We start from the raw sequence: 19442 nt of genomic DNA on the forward strand, positions 1-19442 counted from the left end.
ACGTCCACGGAATGCGCCGTAGTCCAAGCAGACCAGTTGAGCCCTCCCCTTGCCTGACTCACGTTGTTGCTGACTGTCGACTGATCCACACCATCGGTAGCGCTGCCCGTGTCCACCCTTCTCCTGGCTGGAGAGGCCAATGTATTTTCCTCGAGACTGCCTCATTCTGAACCGCCAATCTCTAAGAGAACCTCGACGAGGAACTCGAGGTCGTGAATTTCCTGATCGAGCTGAGCGCGTTCGAGTTCACGAGTGAGGAGCGCATCGAGAAGGCGCTGCTTGAGCAGGATCGCCTCTGCCGACCGAATCGCATCTATCTCTTCGTCGACTAGTGTTGGTTGAGTGGCGTCGGGAAGTTTTCCGTCTGGTCGGGGCACGAGTCCTGCTCGAATGTCGGTACGAACGCGTCTGTAGTGTTTACACCCCCCTTCCGGCGGGTCATCAGGGCACGTACAGGTTCGTTGGAGTGCGTCGACCTCGTAGACGCTCCCGGACGCCGATCTGACCTCATATACGCCGCCCTGTTGGAGCAGCGCGACATCCATCTCCTGGGTCTGCGCCCGGCCCTCACGTCGGATTGCGGCGTTCTCAAGCGACTGTGCCAATACTTCTGCTAGGTTGGAATCGGATGCTGCTGTTGCCATCGGGATATCGGTCTCCACGGGGTGACGGCGCTTCGAGATGCTGTACGCGGCCCACGGTTGCCTCTAGCGCTGCCCCTCTACACCCGCCGGGGGCGACAAATCGGCGGGTGGGTCCTGATATATGCGGCGAATAGGCGGGGTTTCGGGGGTCTAAGGGTTGAATTGCCGAATCTTACATATCGACATCGCACGTATTAGGACGCGAGCGACTACCCGCGCAAACACCTCGCTATCAATTCCCTCCATGCCATACCTCGCGATGCGGCCGAACGGTGACCGGGTGATCTCGTTAGATGTTGATGGCTCCGATGAAATTCTCTGTCCACTGTGTGAAGGACCGCTGTTCCTCCGACGATCACACTACAACAGTGGGCGATTCGTCTCGAAGCACTTTGTGCACCATTCAGGGTCCGAGTGTTCTGGCGAATCAAACCTCCACGCCAAACTCAAAACCATCGCGGCGATGAAACTCCGCGAGGTCTTCGAGTCAGCAACTGTTGATCACGAGCAGTCTATCCCGGGGACTAACCGAATTGCGGATGTGGTCGCGACGTTTTCTGAAGAGATACATCCGTTCGGGAAGGGCGTCATCGTCGAGATTCAGCACAAGCACGACGGCAAGAAGATTGGTTCAGTTTTGCGGGACTACCTGAAGGCGGGGTACTCGGTGTTCTGGGCGTACCAGTCGGATTTCAAAGGGCACGACATGAACTTCGTCGAACATCGTGTAACGCAACCCTGGCCCCACGCCGTGCCAATCGTTGAGGGGCTCGATGGCTACTCCGAGAGTGTACAGCGATTGATGGACCCGCCGGAACGGCCCAAAGTGATGATGGAGATCCCGTTCCCAAGGGAGTATCTGCGAGCCCACGCGCTCGAAGCGATTCCGCCGCTTCGAGGATACTACGATGAGGGTGTTTCACCCGAGGGATGGAGGAAGATCGACGCAATCTCGCTTCATGGAAATGGGCGTGGGCGGGCGTGGATCAACGTTCTCTACTCGCCGTCAAATCACATCTTTCTCGAATGGTGGAAGAAGGATACTGAGCAGGGCAATTCGGAGTACATGATCGTCCACATTGGGAGTGAGTTTCCCGAGAGATTTGAGACGTTCATGGAAGACACAAAAGGGTGGTTCGACTCGGGGAATGCTGATCAGCAGGTTTCACACTGGGTGGGCGGGGCATCGCTGAATTTCCGAGGAACGAAGTTGTGTGGGAGTTGGGTCTCCATCGCCAAAGTGCCGTATGGTCCGGTGAAAATTGTGGTCGCCCGACGCGACAAGAAGGGAAACACGCGGACGTGGGCAGTGAACTACCGGAAGGGAGATCTTGGACGGCTGGCAGCGCTGCGCCACCCGATTCGACGGCTCTTCGGCGAGTCGGAGATGGAGACAGAAGCGACGAAGCCGTCGTCGGACAGCAAGCGGGGGACGAGCAACCTACCCGAGATATGGTGGGACTAGCGAGAACCAGACAGACAGACTGTTTAGCTCATGATGCTAACATTCTGACCAGCCACAGGCCCGGCAGGTCTTACATCCTTCCGAGTAGTACAGGGACATTGACCCGCAGTCTGCACATTCGGGAGATTCGCCAGCCTCGAGGAGTGCAGCAGTTGCGTCTTCTTTGTTACCTTCCCCACCTTCGTGACTGTTACCGTCCACGTTCGGGCTAACCTCCTGGTCGGTGATCGTACCGCCATCAGATTTGTGTTCGGCTGTGGCGTCTTCTCCGATTGCTTCTGCGAGATTCTGCTGAGGAGGGTAGTCAAGATCGGGGTCATCCCCAAGATATCGCGTCATCGCGAGACCGATGGCGTCCGGAATGGACTGCGTCTTGTCGCCTTTATTCCACCCAACCTTCGGTGAGCGGATACCTCGGAGTTCACTGGCAATCTCCTCGGGGTCGACACTTGATCGGAGCCCGGTTGAGACTATTTTTGCGAGCGCCTCGGTGAAGGAGGCGGTGAATCCGCCTGAACTCCCAATATTCGCGAAGAGTTCAAACGCCCGGCCATCGCTGTCTTCGTTGATCGTGACGTAGAGCTTGCCGTGGTCGGTTTGGATACGCTGCGTGACTCCGGTGAGAACATCTGGACGTGGTCGCTTTTTCGCCAGCTGCTCAGGACACTGGGAGTCGCTTTCGGCTGGATCTTGGCTGTCAACTTGGTTGTGATTCATGAAGATATCTTCTGTGTTCGATCTGTGGGTCGTCTGATGATGCCTCGTTCTGACGGCAGCCGACAAATCTCACTGTTCGACTAGACAGAGATACGGACGGAGTGCGATTAAGCACATACGCAGATATCTCTGGATAGAACGGTTCTACGTGCGTATCCCTACGGGAAACCGGGGGGGTGACAAACGAGAGTCAGAGCTCATCCCACGTGGGCGGCGCGGGAGACGAAGCGATCTTCTTGCCTGACTTACCCTCAAGATCGTGGATGTGCGCAAGCAGCTCTTCCGGTGGCGACACCGGTAGGACCGGTTCGACGTCGTCGGCGGAAATCTCGTCTCCTTGCTGTTCGTCTTCCGGCTCCTGTTCGTCGGGCGGGATCTCGCCGGTTTCCTCGACGATGGCGTCGATTTGCTCGGTGAGATGACTGATGATGCCCGCTCGGTCACGGTTCGCCCGCTCGTGCTTGAGGTATCGCTCAACGGTCTCGATTTCTACCATCATCTCGATTGCGGGCGTGATGACCTGCGTATTCCGCGTATCGAGGAGCTTCTCGGGGGGGAGCTGTTTGAGGAGCGATTCGTCGTCACTCATCCTTGGCCGGGGAGTGCCGGTTGCTCGAGGCGGTCCCACGCATCGAGATGAGAGCAGATATCTGCGACGACGTATTCGATGGCTTCCGCCGTCGACGAGTCGGCGGGAGGTGTCTCGATGAGTACAGCGAGTTCAAGAGCGTCGTCGAATCGGATGTGAGGATGGGCGCCGTAGAGTGCTTTGACGACGGCCTTCGCAAGTGTGTCTTCATCAAGCGTTCTGGGATCCTCGATAGCGTCTCGGGCGACAGCAGTGAGGTGTTGCACTCGGCGGGTGGCGGCGATACTGGCGTCGATGTCGCTGCTGGTAGAGATGCGCTGTGCGGTCGTGATAGTGTTCATCGGAATGAGTCCCTCCACCGAAGCGGGGGACGACAAACGAGGAGTGGTGATTCGGCCCTACGTTACATTATTAGTACGAAGGTAGCGTAGGATGATACATGCCCGAACCTGACCCCGACGCTGGCGCTCCCACCAGCCCTGAAGAAAGGGGCGCAGAGATGCCTACACCCCCGGAAGGGCTGGCAAAGCGCGTATGGGAGCCTCTGCAGGCACAGACTGTGTACGATCTAGAGCGAGTCATCGACTACTGCGAAGAACTTATGAAGCACAAGGAACGGCCGGTGTCTCCGAGTGAGACGGCCGGAGAGGGTGAAGTCGCAGACAAGAAACCACCGCAGAACCTCTCTCGTGAGGAGCAGCGTGCAGCGAAAGAAGAGCTCGAAGAAATGAGTACGGACGAGATGAAGGAACTCTCAAAGGATGAACTGACCCGATATGGACACGTACAGATACGGAAGCTCCCGTGTGGGCCAGGATGCGATGGTTGCCCCCATGGACCCTATAGGTACATCGTCTATCGAGATAGCCGAGGGAAGGTGACCTCGAAGTATGCGGGGAAGGCTGATGGGGGGTAGCACGATCACCGTACGGAACCCACGGAAGACGAGAATCCTATAGAGTCACCCGTGGTTTGCAGTCTCGACGACGCACCCGGAATCACGACACGCGGCGAGCCACCCATTCTGGTAGCCGATCCCCGCAAGGTCGTCGAATGGAAACCGGATCGTCACGTGCTCAGGAGTGACGTCGGGAAGTTGTACACGGAGCGCGTTGCCGTCCTGGTCGGCGGCCTCAAGATAGCCACTCCCAGCGAGTGCATAAAGTTCCCAGACGATGTCCCGACCGTCCTTGGTCGTCTTGGGCCACTCCACATTAGAGAGCGCCGTGCGGACGTCCTCGACCCACTGAGCGGTGTCCACATCGTCGTCGGTGATGGCGACGTCGTAATCGTCGGTGACGCGGTCGGGATCAAGCAGTCCGAATTTCGCAGAAAGGATCCACCAGCGAGCACAGAGTGTCTCAGCGAAATCGCGCTTGAGGCCAAAGTATGTCGAACGGTATTTTTCGCGAGCAGGGAGCAAGCCGTCGTGTTTCGCGTCGCCACACCCGACGAGGGCAGTTCGGCGAACGAGGAGACTACTTCGAGTACTATCCTCGCAGCCTCCACCGTCAGTCTGAACGGTCTCGATTGTGGTCTGTCTCGTTGGCATCTGTCGTCTCGGAGCGGCGTGAGTCACCCCCGCTGCGAACCTGTGTGCATCAGTTGGTGAGATTTTGATAGCCGTTAGGGATGAATCGGCCTCCGCGAGCCACTCAACGTCATAGATAATCGGGCAACTGTGATAGGAACCATGATTCGTTTGACAGGGGAGAGGGGACTAGTAGTGGACGTCGACGGGCGTCAGGTGAAACGAGGTCTCGTCGTTACCTGTATCATCGGTCGCAATCTTGTCGAGAAGTTGTTCGTATTCGGCTTGGCTCCGAATCGCGGTTCCGTATTCGTTGTAGAGGTAGTAGACCGGGCCGGCGTATTCACCGACAGAGTACATCGCATACCGGACGTCGATTGAGTAGGAGTCGATGAACTCCTCTTCGCTTCGGATGGGCCCGAGAGGGTTCCACGGTTCGACGTCGGCTTCAATACGGGGGCTTTCGAGGAGTTCCTTGTCCGTGTACTCTTCGAGTCCCTTGCGGATGACGGCCATTCTTCGAGCGAGTTCGCGAGTGGTGGATTCCCAGGCGCCCTCGAGGAGTTCGTTCCCAATCTCGGAGTCGGCACGAGCGGAGCCCTCTCGACGGAAGATGTCGGGAAGTGACTGACTCCAGCGGCCACCTTCGGTCATGAGTGTGCCGTAGTCGAACGTCGGGTAGAGCGGCGCGTCAACGCCCTCAAAGAGGCCGTGGGCGATGCCGGTCGCGTCTTCGGCGTCGTAGGCTTCGGAGACGACTCTGATGAGCATGTGCATGATGAATTTGGTCAGGGGTAGAGGGCAAACGCAGTATCGTCGGCGTCGATGCCGAATATTGTGCCAGGAGCGTTCCCTTCGGGATCAGCCGACGGGTAGAGGATCGTCCCGGACTTGAGTTCGAGAACGACTGTCGATTGCCAATCGTGGGCTTGCCAGCCTTCGCGTTCAAGTTCTTCGTTGGTCATTTCACGGACCTCGACGATGCGCTGTCCGGCGATATTGTCGTCTGTGGTGGATTCCATTTTGAGTGGGCCTCCACCGCGCGGGGGCCAGACAAATCGAGTCCTACACTACATTCGGATACCAACAATTCGTACTGTTACGTAGGACTAAGTCGGCCGTCACGTCCGTTTATCCGCGATCTTGCCCCTGAGCCCTTCATGATATTCGACGTAGTCGCGCTCTGTCTGAGTTCGATATGCAAGTGTGCGCCCGCCTTCGTATGTGACGACGATGGCCTGCTCGATGGGGTAGGGCCCGTCTTCGTCCGCGTAGTCGACAAGTTCTGCCCACTCATCGGGTGACCCAAGCGGATCGGGATCGCTGAGATCCCCTCCGTTGGCAGCCCAGATCGGGTCGTCCGGTTCTTTGACGGCGGGCTCGAGGCGTTCGATTGGCGTCTTCCCCTCGGCCGGCCACACTCCACGTTCCTCCCAGAATGCTCGCATCTCACGGAGGCTTCGACGGACAGTCCCACGGATGCTGAGGAAGTCAGCGTCTTGCCACCCGTCGCGTGACCAGGATTCGCCTTTGTAGGCGATACCCTGCGGGCCGTTCCAATCGAGACCGATGATGTCCGCAGGCGGGTCCGCTGTGAGATTCGGTTGGGTGAGCTCCTGGATGACGCGCCATTGCTTCGTCGGGCTGGCTCCAAGGAGATGCACACGGTGACCGCGCCAGTTGGCGATATCCGAGAAGTGCCACGCTTTGATGTTTGAACGCCCCATCGCGTATCCGAGGACGAGCGATTCCCCGGGGATATCAGCGTTGGCGACGATATCGATGGCCTCGCGACACTTCGGGACGATGATGATGGTCGCGTCTGGGTAGTCAGATTTGAGTTCGCGGGCGGCGTCGACAAACGTGTGTGCTTCCTCAGGAGTGCGGGCATCGCCAACGACACCGATTTCGGGGTCAACCTCACGGAAGCGGGTGAGATACCGATCGAGGTCGGGCCGATTGAAGTCGTTGTCGAGCATGAGGATCGGGACGTCAACGTTGCGGAGATGTCTATCCTGAATCCGACAGTCCTCGCGAGCGCCGGTAACGAATCCGAGGGCGTATGCCTCAGTCGCAAACGGGGCTCGATGAAGGAACCCGATGTACTCGGCACGACGAGCGACTTCGATAGGAAGCGCGTCCTCTTCGCGTTCTCGTTCGGTGTTGCTGTCGGCCTCGATCTCGGTCCGGTGGTCGGAATGCTCGCCTCCCGAGGCCCGGTGTCTGTCCTCGAGTGTGTCAAGAGTCGCCGGCGAGAGGTACGTGGAGAGGTCGAGTTGGCCGTGGCCGATGCTCTCGACTGAACTGGTATTGGAACTCACCATAGGAAGTGGCCGTCAGGATGGTCAGCTGGCGGCGCACGGCTCCGCCGCCGACAAAAACTGGCGGACGAAATCTCGCCTACGCGGAAGACACAGAAGGGGAGCTCGACGACGAGGATGCTCGTTCGGATGGCTCCACGGATGGGTCACGAAGATGGTCGTAGTCGATCTCGAGGCCAGCGATTCCCTCGACTGCGGCGGTCGCGACGTTCCCGGTGAGGTAGTTCTCGACAGTCGCGTAGCCGTGGAGCCGAGCCCACTCACAGGCGTCGGCGATGAGTCCCCGAAGCACGTTCACCGGGTAAGCGAGGGCGTCGGTCTGGACGCTCGCAGTGGACAGCGTGACGGCTTCGGTGTTGTCCCGGGGGTTCTGCTCCCCGGAGTGGTCTCGAAGGCAGAGTACGGCAACCAGGGAGTCTTCTGGCGTCCGGTAGGCGAAGCACGCGACGAGCGGTGCGGTGTCGTCAGATTCGCCACAGTCGTACTCATCGAGGAACGCCCGGGCGTCGGTGATGAGGGTGGTTTCTCGACGAGCCAGGCGCTCCTCCCGGGTCTGGACGAGTTCCCCCTGGACAAGCGTGCGGGCAGAGGCACACGCAGGTCCGGCTGGTGTGTTCTGGTCGGTGAGGCGGGCCTGATCGGGACTGACGCGACCGGCGGGCCGTCGGGCCTCGATCGAATGACTGGCGAGGACGTATCTGTAGCGCCATTTCCGGTACCTTCCACCCCCAGCACGGCCCTCACGAGAGTGCCAGTCACTCCGGTCGGCTATCGTCGTCCCGAGAAGCTCGAACCCAGCGGCCTGGTACATCGTCCCCACGTTGTTGTTCTGGACACCGGCGTACGTAAGCAGGCGATCGTATCCTTCCAGGCGACTCCACGCACAACAGCGTGAGAGGAGCCACGGGCCGGTATTCGCGGGCCGGTCAGGGTGGGCAGCGAAGCGATACAGTTCGACCGTCCGACCGTCGGCGTTGTGTCGCCCCCGCGGGCGTCCGAGGACCGCCATCGCAACCTCTCGGTCCTGGTAGGTGGCAGTGAGTGCGATTCGGAAGGGCGTGGTCACTGGGTCGTGCTGATACGCGACGTCGGGGTGCTTCAGGAAGCCGTTGACACGCTCACGGACTCTGGACCCACGCTCAGCGCGGAGCGATAGGTGCCCCGTTGACGACGCACCACCGGGCGAGACGAGACGGGGGTCACAGTCGCGGTATGTCCGATAGGCGTGGTAGGCGGCAAGGGAGTCGAATTCCGTCTCGAGTATGACGATCTCCCCGGAGTCGATCATCGCATCGGTCTCGTCTTGGTTGGGGAGGCGACCGATACTGAGTGGGCCCCCTGGCGGGACATACCAGTTGAAGGATCCGATGGAGTCGTCTCCAGTGCATCGCCCGATAGCGTTGAGATATGGGAACGCGATGATGTCGCCGGCGCGAAGCGGCCGTATCACTCTGGACGAGGGGTGGTGATGAGTACTCACGGGAAAGGAGAGGCGTTAGGCGGATGCCCAGCCAAAGAACAGGTACGTGTCTTCTTCGACGTGAATACATCCAGCAGGGCCCCACTTGCTGTCGATTCGAGAGTCCTGTTCGTCGATAAGCTGGCTGGCGTACTCGGCGGGGTCGGTGTCGCCTACTTCGTCGTCGGGAATACGGGTGAACGAGGTTTTCTCCGCGATGGTTCCGGTGTATCTACCTGGGCCATGGTGGTACTGGGCGTCCTCGACGGCGTCGCTAAACGCGCTCTTGGCGTCCTCGCCGTTCGCTCGGGTGAAAAACGTGTGAGCGCCAATCAGCGGTCTCCCTCTAATTCGTCTTCACTAAGGTGAACCGCCTCGGCGTCGTCTGGAACAAGTTCCTCATAGGTTCGGAATTCCTGGCAATCGACACAGAAGACTCCGTTCTCACCGATATCGGAGTCGGTGATGGGGCCATTCTTTGTCACTTCGACATCGATATGTCCGTTCGCAAAGCGATGCACAGCTCCGAACTGTACTTGATGGATGATCCACGAGAACCGTCCGTTTCCACAATCTGGACAGACAAGCAACTCCGATTCGGAGTTCATCTAACGACCTCGTATATTCGCCGGTTTGTACTGCGGCTGGTGGTTGCCATCTTGTTTGGACTCCTCCACCGTCTCGGGGGGCCACAAACAGGGTAAAATCGATCTCGTATGTGAAGGGAGTCATAGAATCGTTCACAGCCGATTTACTGCGGTGCAAGCGGTAGAAAATGTTGAATCATATATACTTACAGAAGCCGCTGCAAGATACAGAGGATACATACAGCACGTCGGCTTCTTATTTTGATGCTGGAGACGTTGAACCACCCACTCAGTAAGCCCCTGGAGTGTCACTTCCGTGAAACCGAAAACCGAGATCGACAACGGGAATTAGAAGAGTTATACGAAACTTCGGAACGCGTTGACTGCTTCCCGGCCGTCATCGGTCAGCTCTACGCGCTTGCTTCGGCCTTCCTTTGATAGTTTGATGTAGCCTGCTTCTTTCAGTGGGTTGACTATCTCCCGATCAAGGATTCGATACTGACCTTTATCTTTCACATCATGTTCGGTGATGAAGGGAAGTTCCATTTCCTCGCCTGCGTCAATTAGGTCTCCCTTTGTCACTACCTCTCCTTTATCGGAATGTCGCTGAATCAGAATCATCAACTTAATCAATTGATCGTCTGGCGCTTTGATATCATACTTTGGTAGCTCAACGATATCCTTGATTTCCGACGGGGCGTCTTCATACTTCCCTGCTCGGACATAATACGGAGTGGCTTCAAAAACCATGCAAGCGATCATCCCCGCGATGGCGGTGACCTTGCTTCCGGTAGAGAGATTCACGTAGACATCTTCATTCTCATATTCTCTGATTTTATCGGCAAATTTCCCGAGAGAATTGTATAGATCGAATAGATCGCAGTGAGTGAGTTCAATTTCGATGCCTCTCTTATCCAGTTCGGCTCTGACCACCTTGAGATACTCTGTCTCTTCTTCATCACCTTCGTGAGTCAGTAGGATCACTTTGTCTGCTTTGAGCCGTTCTGCACTTTCGTACACTCTTTCCTCTTCAAATCCGAGAGGCATTATGTGGATTCGACTAGCTATCTCTCGCTCCATCTCAGTTAGCATCCCCGATTCCATGGGACAGGTAACGTTCTCCAATAACGAGATAGTTTCGATTTCGCATACTATCCATACTATACGCCTAGAAGGTGTCCTGTAGCCGGTATTTTCTAGGCTAGCCTAGAAATACTCTCCATGAGTGCGAAAGTCTGCTACTGTCGCGACAATTTTTTAAGTCAACATACCGTACTATCAGTTAGCACGATAGGACAATGTACAACTCAACGATAGTGTGGTTCAACCCATGCGCTGGGGCACTAAACCAAGCGAACATGGGTCGGAACGATACCGTACTGATGGTGGGTTGTGGGAGCCGTGAGAGCTCAGCCGCAAGTACTGGCTCTTGGGATTTGAAACTTGCCTATCATTCCAGGGCGGGTTGCCGAGAATGGAGGTGATACACATGGCAACCATACACAAGGAGGTCAAGGACTTCCTGGACGACAACGGTCGGTCGACGACTGGAGATATGTCCAGCGAACTCGGGTACACCACTCGGCAGGTTCGGAAGGCTTGCAAGGACCTCCTCGCTGACGACGAGATCGAAGGCTCAAAGTCTAAGCGCATTCCCGCGTACATAATCAACGGTGAGTACGTCGTTGTGACTGAGAGTCGAGGTCAACTCTTGGAGATCGTCAAGAAGCATCGACCCAGCGCTCATTCGCGAGCAAAGGCGATGTCGACGGACGAACTCCAGAGTTTCGTCCGTGGCGATATCGCGGACGACGTCGTCGGAGGACCCGAAATCTGGGAGTTCTGGCAGTAGGCCAGTCCCAGTGGTTGTATAGTGCGCTAGCTGTTTTCGCGTCCGTGGCAGACGGCTACTTCGATATCAGTAAACGGCGAGTCCTCTGGGCGGATGTAATCAATTCTGTCTGCGTGAGCGAACAAGCGTTGTATGTTCTTCTCGTCGATGCTGGCCGGACGATTTTCCGGACCATGAGGACCAGAATAAACAGCTTGGAACTTTCCGTCACCTCTATGCAACACGTAGTGTCCGCCCTCTGCAGACTCGAATCTCACACAAATTGAACTCTCAGAGTTCTGGAGGTCGACGATAAATTCCTCAAAGGACAATTCTAGATCGTGAGTATCGTCCTTGATCGTGTAATACTCGTCAATTTGTTTTCCTCGTGACTCGATTGGCGGCTCCTGTTTCCCCGGTCGGCGTGTGAGATTTCTACTCATTATTGACCCCACCTACCTTGTGAATCAGGCAGCAGGATTGTATAACCGGGGGATGAGCGAAATGCTTGATGGCCGACGATGAATACCATATTAGAGCCAATTCACTTTCTCACGATCTCGTCGCTGGGCCTTCGGCGGCGCCTCGCGTGCGAACTGTTCAAAAGAATTTCTCGAATATTTGTCCTGCAGTTAAAATCACAATCGGAATACCGACCAACACAAAGGTAGCCACGAGGAACTCGCTGAGACTCTCCGAACCAACGCCACCGTACTAGAAAAGTACCCACATCTGGTCCTGCCCGTCTATTATTTCACGTCAGTATACCTATTGTGTTGCTGCCTGTCTCCACTATCTCGAGTGCTTCTCTTCGCCCGCTATTTAAGCAGATTGCCGTGCAAGATACGCGCGCTGTATCTTGCACGCGAGTCTTGACAAGACTTGGATAGACAGAGAGCGCAGAGCTTTCTATGACAGGCTCTCTCGTAATCAACCGACGGTAGTGGGATGCACACTCAGGGTGAATGCCGGGACGATCCACAGTTCCTCGTCGGCGCTGCCGTACTCGGGGTGAGTGTAGTTGCTGGGGTCATCGGGGACATTGTAGCCGTCGATGAGGTTCATGAACTGCCCGGCCCGACAGATCGCGGTTCCGTCCTCGTCGTAGAGGTAAACGTCGGGTTCGGGGTCGAGGTCAGCTTCAGAGCCTTTCGAGAGGCGATCGCACCAATCGGTGCGGTTGTGGGCTTTGTTAAACAGTTCAAGACCACGTTCGCTCGCGACGGGGACGGCCTCAGGAAGTGCGCCCCAGTCAATATTGAACGGACGAACGTCTGACTCGTCGGCTTCATGGAGAAGTTCAAACGATCGTCCATCGTAGCCGGCGGGCTTCTTTGGGGCGTTCTCTTGAGCGTCGAATGCGAGGGTGGCCTTAACGATCGCCTCAAAGCGAGACCTCGCCGGCACGACGGTGAACGCCAGATCGTCGATACGTTTCTCGTAGGTCACGGAGAGGTCGTCGTGGAGGGGTGCATAGGGATCCTCCGATTCAACTTCCTCGTCGCGATCACACTCCTTACAGAGATTCCGATCAGGGTCAACGGGGCGGTCACACTGTGCACATCGCGGGGCTTCGTCGACTGGGGAATCGCCAGGATCGCTGGGGCCGTAGTGCTCGTTTTCGTAAGACGTCCCTCTGAAGTCGTCTTCGTCATAGAATCTGCGGTCGTCATCCCAAGGGCTGTCGATGGTCATTGAGAGGCTCCCTACTCCACAATATGCCATCATCTCTTATAAACGAGCGCGAGCACCGATGACGATCTAGTAGCAAAAGCGGGGTCACTGAGAGCGGGCCCGAGATGTGGCCTGATCGCGAGAATCGGCTTCTTAGCGGCGCTGGCCGTTCTCGAACAAAAAGAGGGTGTTGGCCTCCTTCCCGCCGAGGGTCCGCTGATCGGTGGCAGTATCCGCAAACAGCGTCCCCTGGAGGCCGGACGCGTCCTCGGGGACCGTCCTCTCACCGTTCTGAGCGCGGATGGCCGCGGGAGGACGGTCGTCGATGAACTCGTCGGAGCCACCGGTCTCAATTCGAGAGGAGCGCTCTCCAGTGTCAACGTCGACTCCGTGGTGAAAGAGTGTGGTCTCGAAGGGTTCGTCGTTGAGAGCAAGCAAACCCGCCTCGTCGACGGTCTTCGTCTCGGGGGTTTCAGAGTCGTCCTGGGCCTCACTTTCGGCTGTCACGAAAACAGACTGGTGATGTACACTGAACGAGGGGTGTTGAGTCGGTGCGCTGGTGCTGGTGTCGGTATCGTCAGTCATGGGTCGTGTGGGCTAGTGATGCAGATGGGACAGGCGTTCCCGCACCGCGTCGGGGGCGACAAATGAGCAGGCGGTAGGCGGGCCGGGGGTGAACTGGCACTGATAGATGCAGGCCTGCCGGGGCACTAGACCTCGAATTCCAATGTATGGTCGGACGTGGAGCCGTCGAAGTTTGTATTCCCATTGAGGAGGGAGATACGGAGCGTATCGAAGTCTCCATCGAGGGTTCCTGTCATCAAAATAGGCCCGTACCAGAACCCTGCTCCGTCGCGAATCTTGCTCTCGGAGCAGCTAGGGTCGTGGCTGTATCCGAGCGAGATTGTCGCGGTCGATCCCCGGACGTAGAGATGGTTTACGCCGAAGAAGCCGCATTTGTCTCGGTAGTGGAGACCCCCCGTCGCCGTGAACACTCTATTGTCGTCGACGGTGAGTTCGAGACTGTCCATCCGGTAGTTCGTGCCGGGCGGGCTCACGACCCAGTCCTCAATGGTCGAGTTGTGGACGGTCACGTCAGCGAGTGCTTTCCCGGGCTCGGGATCGTTGTAATACGGGTTCCACTCGTTCGTGGGTGGTGAGGTGATCGGCCCGACGTAGGCACGATTTAGCGGGTTGAATCGATGATGAAATCTGACCCGTGATGGAGAGAGGTCGCCAGGCATCACACCAGGACCTTTCGGCAGTCCCTTCGGTCCGTCTACGTCAGGGTCAGAGTCGGAGATTGATTCGGGGGTTCTCTCGCTGGTGTCGGGTTGGATCGTCGCCGTGGGCGTTCTCGCAGGAGTCTGCTCGCCACCGGTTTCAGTTTCGTCTTCGTCAGTCGTGTTCTGCTCGGCATTAACGGGGTCTGCGCCGAAGACGCTGAGACATCCAGCGAGGCTGGCGAGCCCAACTGTCCCAATACTGCCGAGGGCAGCCCGACGGGGTACTTTTTGAGTATCACTGTGAGTGGCTGTCTTCGAGCGGGAGGGCGGATTATGAGCGGGCATCGTGAGAGCGGTCCTATTCCTACACCTGCTCGCGTTCGTCGCTGGACCGGTCTGCCTCCAGTGCTCGTTTCGCCCGGAGCTGTCGGGCCTCACATTCGGTAAGGGCCTCTTCGGGGACGCTGAGGTAATCGAGCGCCCAGTCTTCGATTTCGGGGAGCGTCATCGGGTAAGGGAGTTCGTGATGCCCGACGGGACGGGCGAGGAAGGAGCCATCATCGTCGCGAATGTCTTTATTATAGAATCCAAGGAAGTATCGCTCGAGGCCGTCCACTCCTGGACCATCCATAATGGTGATCATGGTGAAGGAGCCCGGTTCAAACAGTGATTCGAGGCTGAGGGTTGGGTATGTGGAGGTGATGTTCACAAGTACAGTCGGAGCGGGCTTGGTAATAAGCGAGACCGAATTACATCAAATGTGGCGGCTACAGCACTTGTGAGGGGCATGTCTCGTCTGTCTTGACCCCGTTGGTATCGTCCACACAGAACTGCCTATTCCACAAGTCGATCTGGAGTCGTTCGCAGAACCGACACCAGGCGGTGTTTTCCTCGTATGGATGTCGATTCGGATCGAGCAGGTTTCCACAGATACACTCAATCAACGGGTCGGCAACGTCAGGACGGCTCGACTCCCCGGCACCGAACGCGCTGAGGGGAACGACCCGCGAGCGCTCGGGTTCGGCCGCTGGGTCTGCCGCCTCGTCGGCGTAGGCAGCTGCGATGAGTTCGTCGACGGCATCACCGTAGTCCATGTACGCTTGGAGAGTGCGAATCCACGCAGGGACGCGGTCTGCCCACTCGGGATCAGTCACCCGAGCATAAGCGGCTTTTGAGTGCCAGGACGTCGTATCGGCCGAATCGAGTGCCCGGAGGGTCCCGGCGTCTTCAAGAACGGTCTTCGAGATTCCGAACCCGTGGAGCGCATACTTCGAGGGGATGGCGTCGCGCAACTCCCGAATGATCGCCCGAACTTCGCTTGTTTTGTTCGGGCGAAGAATTGACCCGATGCCAAGCGTTGGTGAGGCGAGGCCGTGCTCTTTGAGGTAGTCGAACGACCACAGATACCCTTCGATATCGTGCCCCTGCAAGACGGCAACGGGTTCGGCGGTGAGACCGGCGTCCTCCGCAGCTTCCAAGCAGTAGACGTGGTCGCGTATTGACCACTCCTGGTGGGTGCGGATATCCCGGTCGGCGTCGCGAAGAAGATCGAGGGCACACGCCCAATCCCGGAGCGTGTACTTTTCGATTTGATCGTCGTACTCGCTCAAGTAGGCAACATAGTCGTCGATGCTCGTCGGATAATGGTTGAACTTCTTCTGAACGCTGTACCCGCCGGAATCGATGAACCAGTTCGGCCCCTCGAAAGGGCGATTGTCCCGGCGAGCGTAGGATATCATCGCGTATCCGGGGTGTGGGATGGCGTTGAGGTCGACACCAGCAGCGAGAAGCGCTTCCAGGTCGTCGAGATCGAGTGCGTCGGGATTTGTGGCGGCAAGTGCAGCCGTCCCGATGGCTTTTCGCGATGATCCGGACCCGACCGTGTAGTGGAACTTGAACCGCACACTCTCCTGTACTCCGGGCGATAGCGATTCACCGTGAGAAGGCGATTGCTGACCGGGACTGGCGGGTGCTTCTGAGGACATCGTCTCTGATCTCGCGCACCCTCCAGCGAGCGACAAACGGAGGCAGTCGGGTGGCTTGGCGACCGAGCAATTCGGGGTTAACGAGATGCACAGTTTGTCGCAGATTGAATCGGAGTCGAAATCTCAGCTATTTGATTCGTCCAGGAGTTCGATGGTGACGACCGCCTCAAGATGATGCCACAGTAGACCAGACCGAAACGTCTCAGTAAGGGTTGTTGCACAATCACAGCGTGTCATAGAATTAGTCTCAGCCGGTTAGCAGGACTGCGCACTGAGCGACAAAGGAACTACTAGACACGATTGATATCTAAAGTGGTATACAAGATATAGAGCGTGAGTTCAGCAGAAGAATTGATCTTCGACTCTAAGTATTAGACGACTAAAATATTTGTAAGAAGGGCTGCATGCTGCCACTATGTCGGAGAAGCCTCAGGTTCGGACCCTCATTAAGAACCCGAATAGGTTCAACGAAATCTCAAGTCAGTATGATAATGACGTAGACTGCTATGAGAACCTTCTCAGACAGGCTAAACGCTCACTGGAGACATTTGAAGAATATGCTGAATTCCACTCGATTTGTCTTGAACACGGACCGACGTCATACGTTAAAGAACAGCTTGAAGCGAACGCTGTCCGATCATTAAAAAATATGGTGTTACAAACGAGTACCGCCGGTAAACGGTTCCCGATTCACACAGCAGCGCAGTTCCGTCACCGTGTAGAATTATACCGTGATTTAGGTATTGAATCGGTGACCCAACGCTCGGCTGCTTTTACACTGCTTGAATATATTTTCGATGCTGTCGAAGATCAAGCTCGTGACAAAGACGAAGGATACGGCTACAAAGTCCTCAGCCGACTGTTGTGTGAACAACCCACTCCTGCAGGCGACCTTACTGCAATTTTGGTCCGCGCTCGATTCGTTGTTGGCGCGTTGACAGCGGGTCGGCAGATGTCGCTGGATACGTTTGCTGGTGAGATGATTGCAAACTTGCCAGACCCTAAAAAAGACGATGGAGCAACGGCTTCAGAACAACTTCAAAGAAGTCAAGAACGAAATTATGAGGATTCAGAAAAAGTAGAGCTAGCCGCGTCGGCACTGTCCCGGGGTGGGGGTGAAGAGATACTGGAAGAATATCTCTATCTGAGTGCAAGAGAAGTCCCCGAACAATATCGACACGGAGGCGATAACCCGTGGCGAGGTGAACTCCAGCTTGCAGTCCACCAGTGGGAATGTATATTGAACACTTTTTCTGAAACCTATTCAAGCGAACGCCGCGCTCGCAGCCGATCCTATTATCACATCGTCCAAGGGGAGCTGAGTAGTGGCGGACAATGGCGATCACAACGTGATGAGCGATCTCTGCCGGATGTGAATTTCTTGCGTGCTACAAACCATTATGTCAATGCAGCAGTTGAAATCCGTGAGATTGACCCAGCCCGATATATTAAGTATCTCAGCAAATCATTCCGTCATCAAGCTACTGCGGCACATTACAGAGAGTGGGGACCATGCCGCGGATGGTTAGCGACTCAAAAGATACACGAGCAGGCAATTGAAATCGTAATTAATGCTGTCGATGAATTTGATGAGACTGAGCGCCTCAACGAAACGCTATCAGAGACGGTTGCTCGACATAATTTCCGGGAGCACAGAGCGGCTGCAGTGGTCGCATTTGAGCAAAGAGATATTGACGGGATATCCAACGAAATAGAGGAAGCGCAATCTTACATAGATATTCTCGACTCACCCAGACGGGGACTAATCGATTCACTGGAGGATCTTGCGGAGGCGCTGCTGTTTGAGGAGACTGGCGAATATGCCGAAGCTATCAAGAAGTATCAGACAACATCGCATCCGAAATTGGACGTTGAAAAACGGACGCACCTCGTTGAGGTTAAAAGAGCCATCAACAACGGCCAGTATGCAACTGCAAAAGACACTGCAGAAAGTGAGTTTGGGGAGACACCGATCTACACGGCTGTCGTGGTTGCTACTGGTGAATCACTCAGCTCACGACCAGCAATTAAACCACCTGTTTTGAGTGGTGTAAGCGCAATCGATGAGGAGTCGAAGTGGTTGCTCACATATCTTGTGTATCTGCTTAGTGCCGCTGATACTGATATTGGATCTACAACTATCGAGCAAATTCTTTATGAGCTGTGAATTCTGCTGGAGTCCTTCGAAAAAGTACTTGTGCTTGTTTCGGCAGCTTTGGCCGTCAAGTCTCTTAGGTTTTCAAGTGTGAGATACGCGCGTTGTATCTTGCAGGTGGGGCTTGACAAGAGTCGGATAGACAGACCGTGCGAAGTTTTCTATGACAGGCTCCAATCAGGGAATTGAGCAGGCTCTTGGACGTCGTGGAGATCGTACACCCGAGCAAGGGTCTGGAGCGTATAGGCGATAGCGACGAGATCGCTTCCAAAGGGGTCGCGGTCAGTATGGAGGAGATCGTCGAGCGCCGAGTAGCGAGCCTCGAGCAGTTGGTCGGAATTCACTGTTTCGAGCGAGGTTCCCATCTCGTCGAGTTCATCGAGGACGTCGTCGACGAGAGATTCGACGAGCGGTAGCGGTTCGGGGACCGGTGTTGGAATGAAGGTATGAGTCATCCGGAGACGGCCTCCCCATCATTGATGCCACCGTCACCTTTGGCCTCGGCTTTCTCACGGAGGCGAGCTTTCTCGGCACAGTGGTCGGCATACACCCGACAAAAGCGTTTTCGCTGGCCTTCAAGAGTCGTCTGGGCGCTCCGGGCTCTGCGAGCTCGGTCGAACGCGAACGGATCGCGATACTGTACGTGCGTCGGGATACTCACCATGGCAATGTCGCCTCCGGCCGAGACACCGAGTTCCCGGAGATACCGTCGGAGTAGGGCCTCCGTGGAGTCGAGTTTCGACCGGAGTGCTCGAAGCGTCCGCTCATGGCCGGACGGAAAGCAGTCACGTGCCTCGTAGTCGATGGCATCGGGGTCGATGTCATCCCATCGAGGTGCGTCGTCGGGGGTGCGATGGGCAGTCATGCACCCGCTCGCGTTTCATCCGGGGTGTTCGCGCTCGGTGTATCCGGGGTAATGGGTGCGCCGATAGCGGGCGGGTCCGGGTCGGTGTCATCAGTGTCCTGAAAGCGACGAGCGATTCGATCATGGAGTGTTGTGCGCTCTTGATCGTCGTCCGTGTCGTCGTACGGACGACCGGTGTAGAGGGCGATTCGACCGGAGATCGTCCCGTCGCCGTGAGCGGTGAACAGGACGTGATCGGTGGCGTAGCCGAACTCGTTGACCGCGAGCTCGTGGAACTGCTCGACCTCACTACGGGTGCGTTCGGGCGCGTCTTCAGCGATTTCAAAGGCCATTTCTTGATTTCCCTCACCGGCACGGGGAGCGACAAACTGGTCCTACGCTACAATCGCGTTC

Annotated in this window: 23 protein-coding genes and 1 pseudogene; 4 read left to right on the forward strand and 20 right to left on the reverse strand. The window is 56.5% G+C overall.

What is annotated here, in order from left to right:
- Nucleotides 1–161: 161 nt before the first annotated feature.
- Complete coding sequence (locus DU484_RS20635) at nucleotides 162–662, reverse strand: hypothetical protein (protein ID WP_157969624.1); 501 nt, start codon at nucleotides 660–662, stop codon at nucleotides 162–164.
- Between the two features lie 445 nt (nucleotides 663–1107).
- Between DU484_RS20635 and DU484_RS19030 the strand changes: the two genes are divergently transcribed.
- A complete protein-coding gene (locus DU484_RS19030) occupies nucleotides 1108–2109 on the forward strand; it encodes a hypothetical protein (RefSeq protein ID WP_114606899.1) in 1002 nt (333 codons plus the stop codon).
- 36 nt (nucleotides 2110–2145) lie between these two features.
- Here the strand turns inward: DU484_RS19030 and DU484_RS19035 are convergent.
- The 3 genes and pseudogenes from DU484_RS19035 to DU484_RS19045 all read right to left on the reverse strand — a co-directional run.
- Nucleotides 2146–2835, reverse strand: a pseudogene (locus tag DU484_RS19035) (TSCPD domain-containing protein); the annotation flags it as partial.
- 181 nt (nucleotides 2836–3016) lie between these two features.
- On the reverse strand, nucleotides 3017–3415 hold the full coding sequence (locus tag DU484_RS19040) for a hypothetical protein (RefSeq protein WP_114606900.1): 399 nt from the start codon (nucleotides 3413–3415) through the stop codon (nucleotides 3017–3019).
- Nucleotides 3412–3756, reverse strand: coding sequence for a hypothetical protein (locus DU484_RS19045; RefSeq protein WP_114606901.1), 345 nt, complete (start codon nucleotides 3754–3756; stop codon nucleotides 3412–3414). The genes DU484_RS19040 and DU484_RS19045 overlap by 4 nt, the downstream gene beginning before the upstream one ends.
- A 98-nt stretch (nucleotides 3757–3854) precedes the next feature.
- On the opposite strand from DU484_RS19045, the gene DU484_RS19790 reads away from it, so the two are divergent.
- On the forward strand, nucleotides 3855–4331 hold the full coding sequence (locus DU484_RS19790) for a hypothetical protein (RefSeq protein WP_157969625.1): 477 nt from the start codon (nucleotides 3855–3857) through the stop codon (nucleotides 4329–4331).
- Nucleotides 4332–4376: 45 nt separating this feature from the next.
- Here DU484_RS19790 and DU484_RS19050 read toward each other — a convergent pair whose 3' ends face one another.
- From DU484_RS19050 to DU484_RS19080, 7 genes are all read right to left on the reverse strand, one after another.
- Nucleotides 4377–4967 carry a DUF6884 domain-containing protein gene (locus DU484_RS19050; RefSeq protein WP_114606902.1) on the reverse strand — a complete coding sequence of 197 codons (591 nt, stop codon included), beginning with the start codon at nucleotides 4965–4967 and terminating at the stop codon, nucleotides 4377–4379.
- A gap of 168 nt (nucleotides 4968–5135) precedes the next feature.
- Entirely contained in the window at nucleotides 5136–5723 is a 588-nt protein-coding gene (locus DU484_RS19055) for a hypothetical protein (RefSeq protein ID WP_114606903.1), read from the reverse strand.
- Between the two features lie 11 nt (nucleotides 5724–5734).
- Nucleotides 5735–5968 carry a hypothetical protein gene (locus DU484_RS19060; RefSeq protein WP_114606904.1) on the reverse strand — a complete coding sequence of 78 codons (234 nt, stop codon included), beginning with the start codon at nucleotides 5966–5968 and terminating at the stop codon, nucleotides 5735–5737.
- Nucleotides 5969–6067: 99 nt separating this feature from the next.
- Entirely contained in the window at nucleotides 6068–7270 is a 1203-nt protein-coding gene (locus DU484_RS19065; protein WP_262342922.1) for a DUF6610 family protein, read from the reverse strand.
- 76 nt (nucleotides 7271–7346) lie between these two features.
- The gene (locus DU484_RS19070; protein WP_157969626.1) at nucleotides 7347–8555 is read right to left on the reverse strand and encodes an XF1762 family protein; all 1209 of its coding nucleotides are present in this window, start codon (nucleotides 8553–8555) and stop codon (nucleotides 7347–7349) included.
- 503 nt (nucleotides 8556–9058) lie between these two features.
- On the reverse strand, nucleotides 9059–9334 hold the full coding sequence (locus tag DU484_RS19795; RefSeq protein WP_157969627.1) for a hypothetical protein: 276 nt from the start codon (nucleotides 9332–9334) through the stop codon (nucleotides 9059–9061).
- A 336-nt stretch (nucleotides 9335–9670) separates the two neighbouring features.
- On the reverse strand, nucleotides 9671–10417 hold the full coding sequence (locus DU484_RS19080) for an HFX_2341 family transcriptional regulator domain-containing protein (RefSeq protein ID WP_114606907.1): 747 nt from the start codon (nucleotides 10415–10417) through the stop codon (nucleotides 9671–9673).
- Between the two features lie 385 nt (nucleotides 10418–10802).
- On the opposite strand from DU484_RS19080, the gene DU484_RS19085 reads away from it, so the two are divergent.
- Nucleotides 10803–11165: a winged helix-turn-helix domain-containing protein gene (locus DU484_RS19085; protein WP_157969628.1), complete on the forward strand. Its 363-nt coding sequence runs from the start codon at nucleotides 10803–10805 to the stop codon at nucleotides 11163–11165.
- 26 nt (nucleotides 11166–11191) lie between these two features.
- Here the strand turns inward: DU484_RS19085 and DU484_RS19800 are convergent, their stop codons facing one another.
- From DU484_RS19800 to DU484_RS19110, 6 genes are all read right to left on the reverse strand, one after another.
- Nucleotides 11192–11587 carry a hypothetical protein gene (locus tag DU484_RS19800; protein WP_157969629.1) on the reverse strand — a complete coding sequence of 132 codons (396 nt, stop codon included), beginning with the start codon at nucleotides 11585–11587 and terminating at the stop codon, nucleotides 11192–11194.
- 487 nt (nucleotides 11588–12074) lie between these two features.
- Complete coding sequence (locus tag DU484_RS19090; RefSeq protein WP_157969630.1) at nucleotides 12075–12839, reverse strand: hypothetical protein; 765 nt, start codon at nucleotides 12837–12839, stop codon at nucleotides 12075–12077.
- A 132-nt stretch (nucleotides 12840–12971) separates the two neighbouring features.
- The gene (locus tag DU484_RS19095; protein ID WP_187347822.1) at nucleotides 12972–13403 is read right to left on the reverse strand and encodes a hypothetical protein; all 432 of its coding nucleotides are present in this window, start codon (nucleotides 13401–13403) and stop codon (nucleotides 12972–12974) included.
- 125 nt (nucleotides 13404–13528) lie between these two features.
- Entirely contained in the window at nucleotides 13529–14062 is a 534-nt protein-coding gene (locus tag DU484_RS19100; protein WP_157969631.1) for a hypothetical protein, read from the reverse strand.
- A gap of 346 nt (nucleotides 14063–14408) precedes the next feature.
- The gene (locus tag DU484_RS19105; protein WP_114606912.1) at nucleotides 14409–14753 is read right to left on the reverse strand and encodes a hypothetical protein; all 345 of its coding nucleotides are present in this window, start codon (nucleotides 14751–14753) and stop codon (nucleotides 14409–14411) included.
- 58 nt (nucleotides 14754–14811) lie between these two features.
- Nucleotides 14812–15948, reverse strand: a complete 1137-nt coding sequence (locus DU484_RS19110; RefSeq protein ID WP_157969632.1) for a deazapurine DNA modification protein DpdA family protein — start codon at nucleotides 15946–15948, stop codon at nucleotides 14812–14814.
- 496 nt (nucleotides 15949–16444) lie between these two features.
- Here DU484_RS19110 and DU484_RS19805 point away from each other — a divergent pair, with 496 nt between their 5' ends.
- Nucleotides 16445–18196, forward strand: a complete 1752-nt coding sequence (locus DU484_RS19805) for a hypothetical protein (RefSeq protein WP_157969633.1) — start codon at nucleotides 16445–16447, stop codon at nucleotides 18194–18196.
- 149 nt (nucleotides 18197–18345) lie between these two features.
- Here DU484_RS19805 and DU484_RS19810 read toward each other — a convergent pair whose 3' ends face one another.
- Genes DU484_RS19810 through DU484_RS19125 form a run of 3 tightly spaced genes read right to left on the reverse strand, consistent with a single transcriptional unit; the run spans nucleotide 18346 to nucleotide 19381 of the window.
- A complete protein-coding gene (locus DU484_RS19810) occupies nucleotides 18346–18639 on the reverse strand; it encodes a hypothetical protein (protein WP_157969634.1) in 294 nt (97 codons plus the stop codon).
- Nucleotides 18636–19049 carry a hypothetical protein gene (locus tag DU484_RS19120; protein ID WP_114606915.1) on the reverse strand — a complete coding sequence of 138 codons (414 nt, stop codon included), beginning with the start codon at nucleotides 19047–19049 and terminating at the stop codon, nucleotides 18636–18638. The genes DU484_RS19810 and DU484_RS19120 overlap by 4 nt, the downstream gene beginning before the upstream one ends.
- Nucleotides 19046–19381, reverse strand: a complete 336-nt coding sequence (locus DU484_RS19125) for a hypothetical protein (RefSeq protein ID WP_114606916.1) — start codon at nucleotides 19379–19381, stop codon at nucleotides 19046–19048. The genes DU484_RS19120 and DU484_RS19125 overlap by 4 nt, the downstream gene beginning before the upstream one ends.
- Nucleotides 19382–19442 lie beyond the last annotated feature (61 nt).

It is taken from the genome of Haloplanus rubicundus, assembly GCF_003342675.1.
Classification (GTDB): Archaea; Halobacteriota; Halobacteria; order Halobacteriales; family Haloferacaceae; genus Haloplanus; species Haloplanus rubicundus.

Bases quoted from the DNA above. Each gene is read 5' to 3' on its own strand.
- DU484_RS19030 (WP_114606899.1), top strand. From the start codon at position 1,108: ATGAAACTCCGCGAGGTCTTCGAGTCAGCAACTGTTGATCACGAGCAG.
- DU484_RS19040 (WP_114606900.1), bottom strand. From the start codon at position 3,415: ATGAGTGACGACGAATCGCTCCTCAAACAGCTCCCCCCCGAGAAGCTC.
- DU484_RS19045 (WP_114606901.1), bottom strand. From the start codon at position 3,756: ATGAACACTATCACGACCGCACAGCGCATCTCTACCAGCAGCGACATC.
- DU484_RS19790 (WP_157969625.1), top strand. From the start codon at position 3,855: ATGCCCGAACCTGACCCCGACGCTGGCGCTCCCACCAGCCCTGAAGAA.
- DU484_RS19050 (WP_114606902.1), bottom strand. From the start codon at position 4,967: ATGCCAACGAGACAGACCACAATCGAGACCGTTCAGACTGACGGTGGA.
- DU484_RS19055 (WP_114606903.1), bottom strand. From the start codon at position 5,723: ATGCACATGCTCATCAGAGTCGTCTCCGAAGCCTACGACGCCGAAGAC.
- DU484_RS19060 (WP_114606904.1), bottom strand. From the start codon at position 5,968: ATGGAATCCACCACAGACGACAATATCGCCGGACAGCGCATCGTCGAG.
- DU484_RS19065 (WP_262342922.1), bottom strand. From the start codon at position 7,270: ATGGTGAGTTCCAATACCAGTTCAGTCGAGAGCATCGGCCACGGCCAA.
- DU484_RS19070 (WP_157969626.1), bottom strand. From the start codon at position 8,555: ATGATCGACTCCGGGGAGATCGTCATACTCGAGACGGAATTCGACTCC.
- DU484_RS19795 (WP_157969627.1), bottom strand. From the start codon at position 9,334: ATGAACTCCGAATCGGAGTTGCTTGTCTGTCCAGATTGTGGAAACGGA.
- DU484_RS19080 (WP_114606907.1), bottom strand. From the start codon at position 10,417: ATGGAATCGGGGATGCTAACTGAGATGGAGCGAGAGATAGCTAGTCGA.
- DU484_RS19085 (WP_157969628.1), top strand. From the start codon at position 10,803: ATGGCAACCATACACAAGGAGGTCAAGGACTTCCTGGACGACAACGGT.
- DU484_RS19800 (WP_157969629.1), bottom strand. From the start codon at position 11,587: ATGAGTAGAAATCTCACACGCCGACCGGGGAAACAGGAGCCGCCAATC.
- DU484_RS19090 (WP_157969630.1), bottom strand. From the start codon at position 12,839: ATGACCATCGACAGCCCTTGGGATGACGACCGCAGATTCTATGACGAA.
- DU484_RS19095 (WP_187347822.1), bottom strand. From the start codon at position 13,403: ATGACTGACGATACCGACACCAGCACCAGCGCACCGACTCAACACCCC.
- DU484_RS19100 (WP_157969631.1), bottom strand. From the start codon at position 14,062: ATGCCTGGCGACCTCTCTCCATCACGGGTCAGATTTCATCATCGATTC.
- DU484_RS19805 (WP_157969633.1), top strand. From the start codon at position 16,445: ATGTCGGAGAAGCCTCAGGTTCGGACCCTCATTAAGAACCCGAATAGG.
- DU484_RS19810 (WP_157969634.1), bottom strand. From the start codon at position 18,639: ATGACTCATACCTTCATTCCAACACCGGTCCCCGAACCGCTACCGCTC.
- DU484_RS19120 (WP_114606915.1), bottom strand. From the start codon at position 19,049: ATGACTGCCCATCGCACCCCCGACGACGCACCTCGATGGGATGACATC.
- DU484_RS19125 (WP_114606916.1), bottom strand. From the start codon at position 19,381: ATGGCCTTTGAAATCGCTGAAGACGCGCCCGAACGCACCCGTAGTGAG.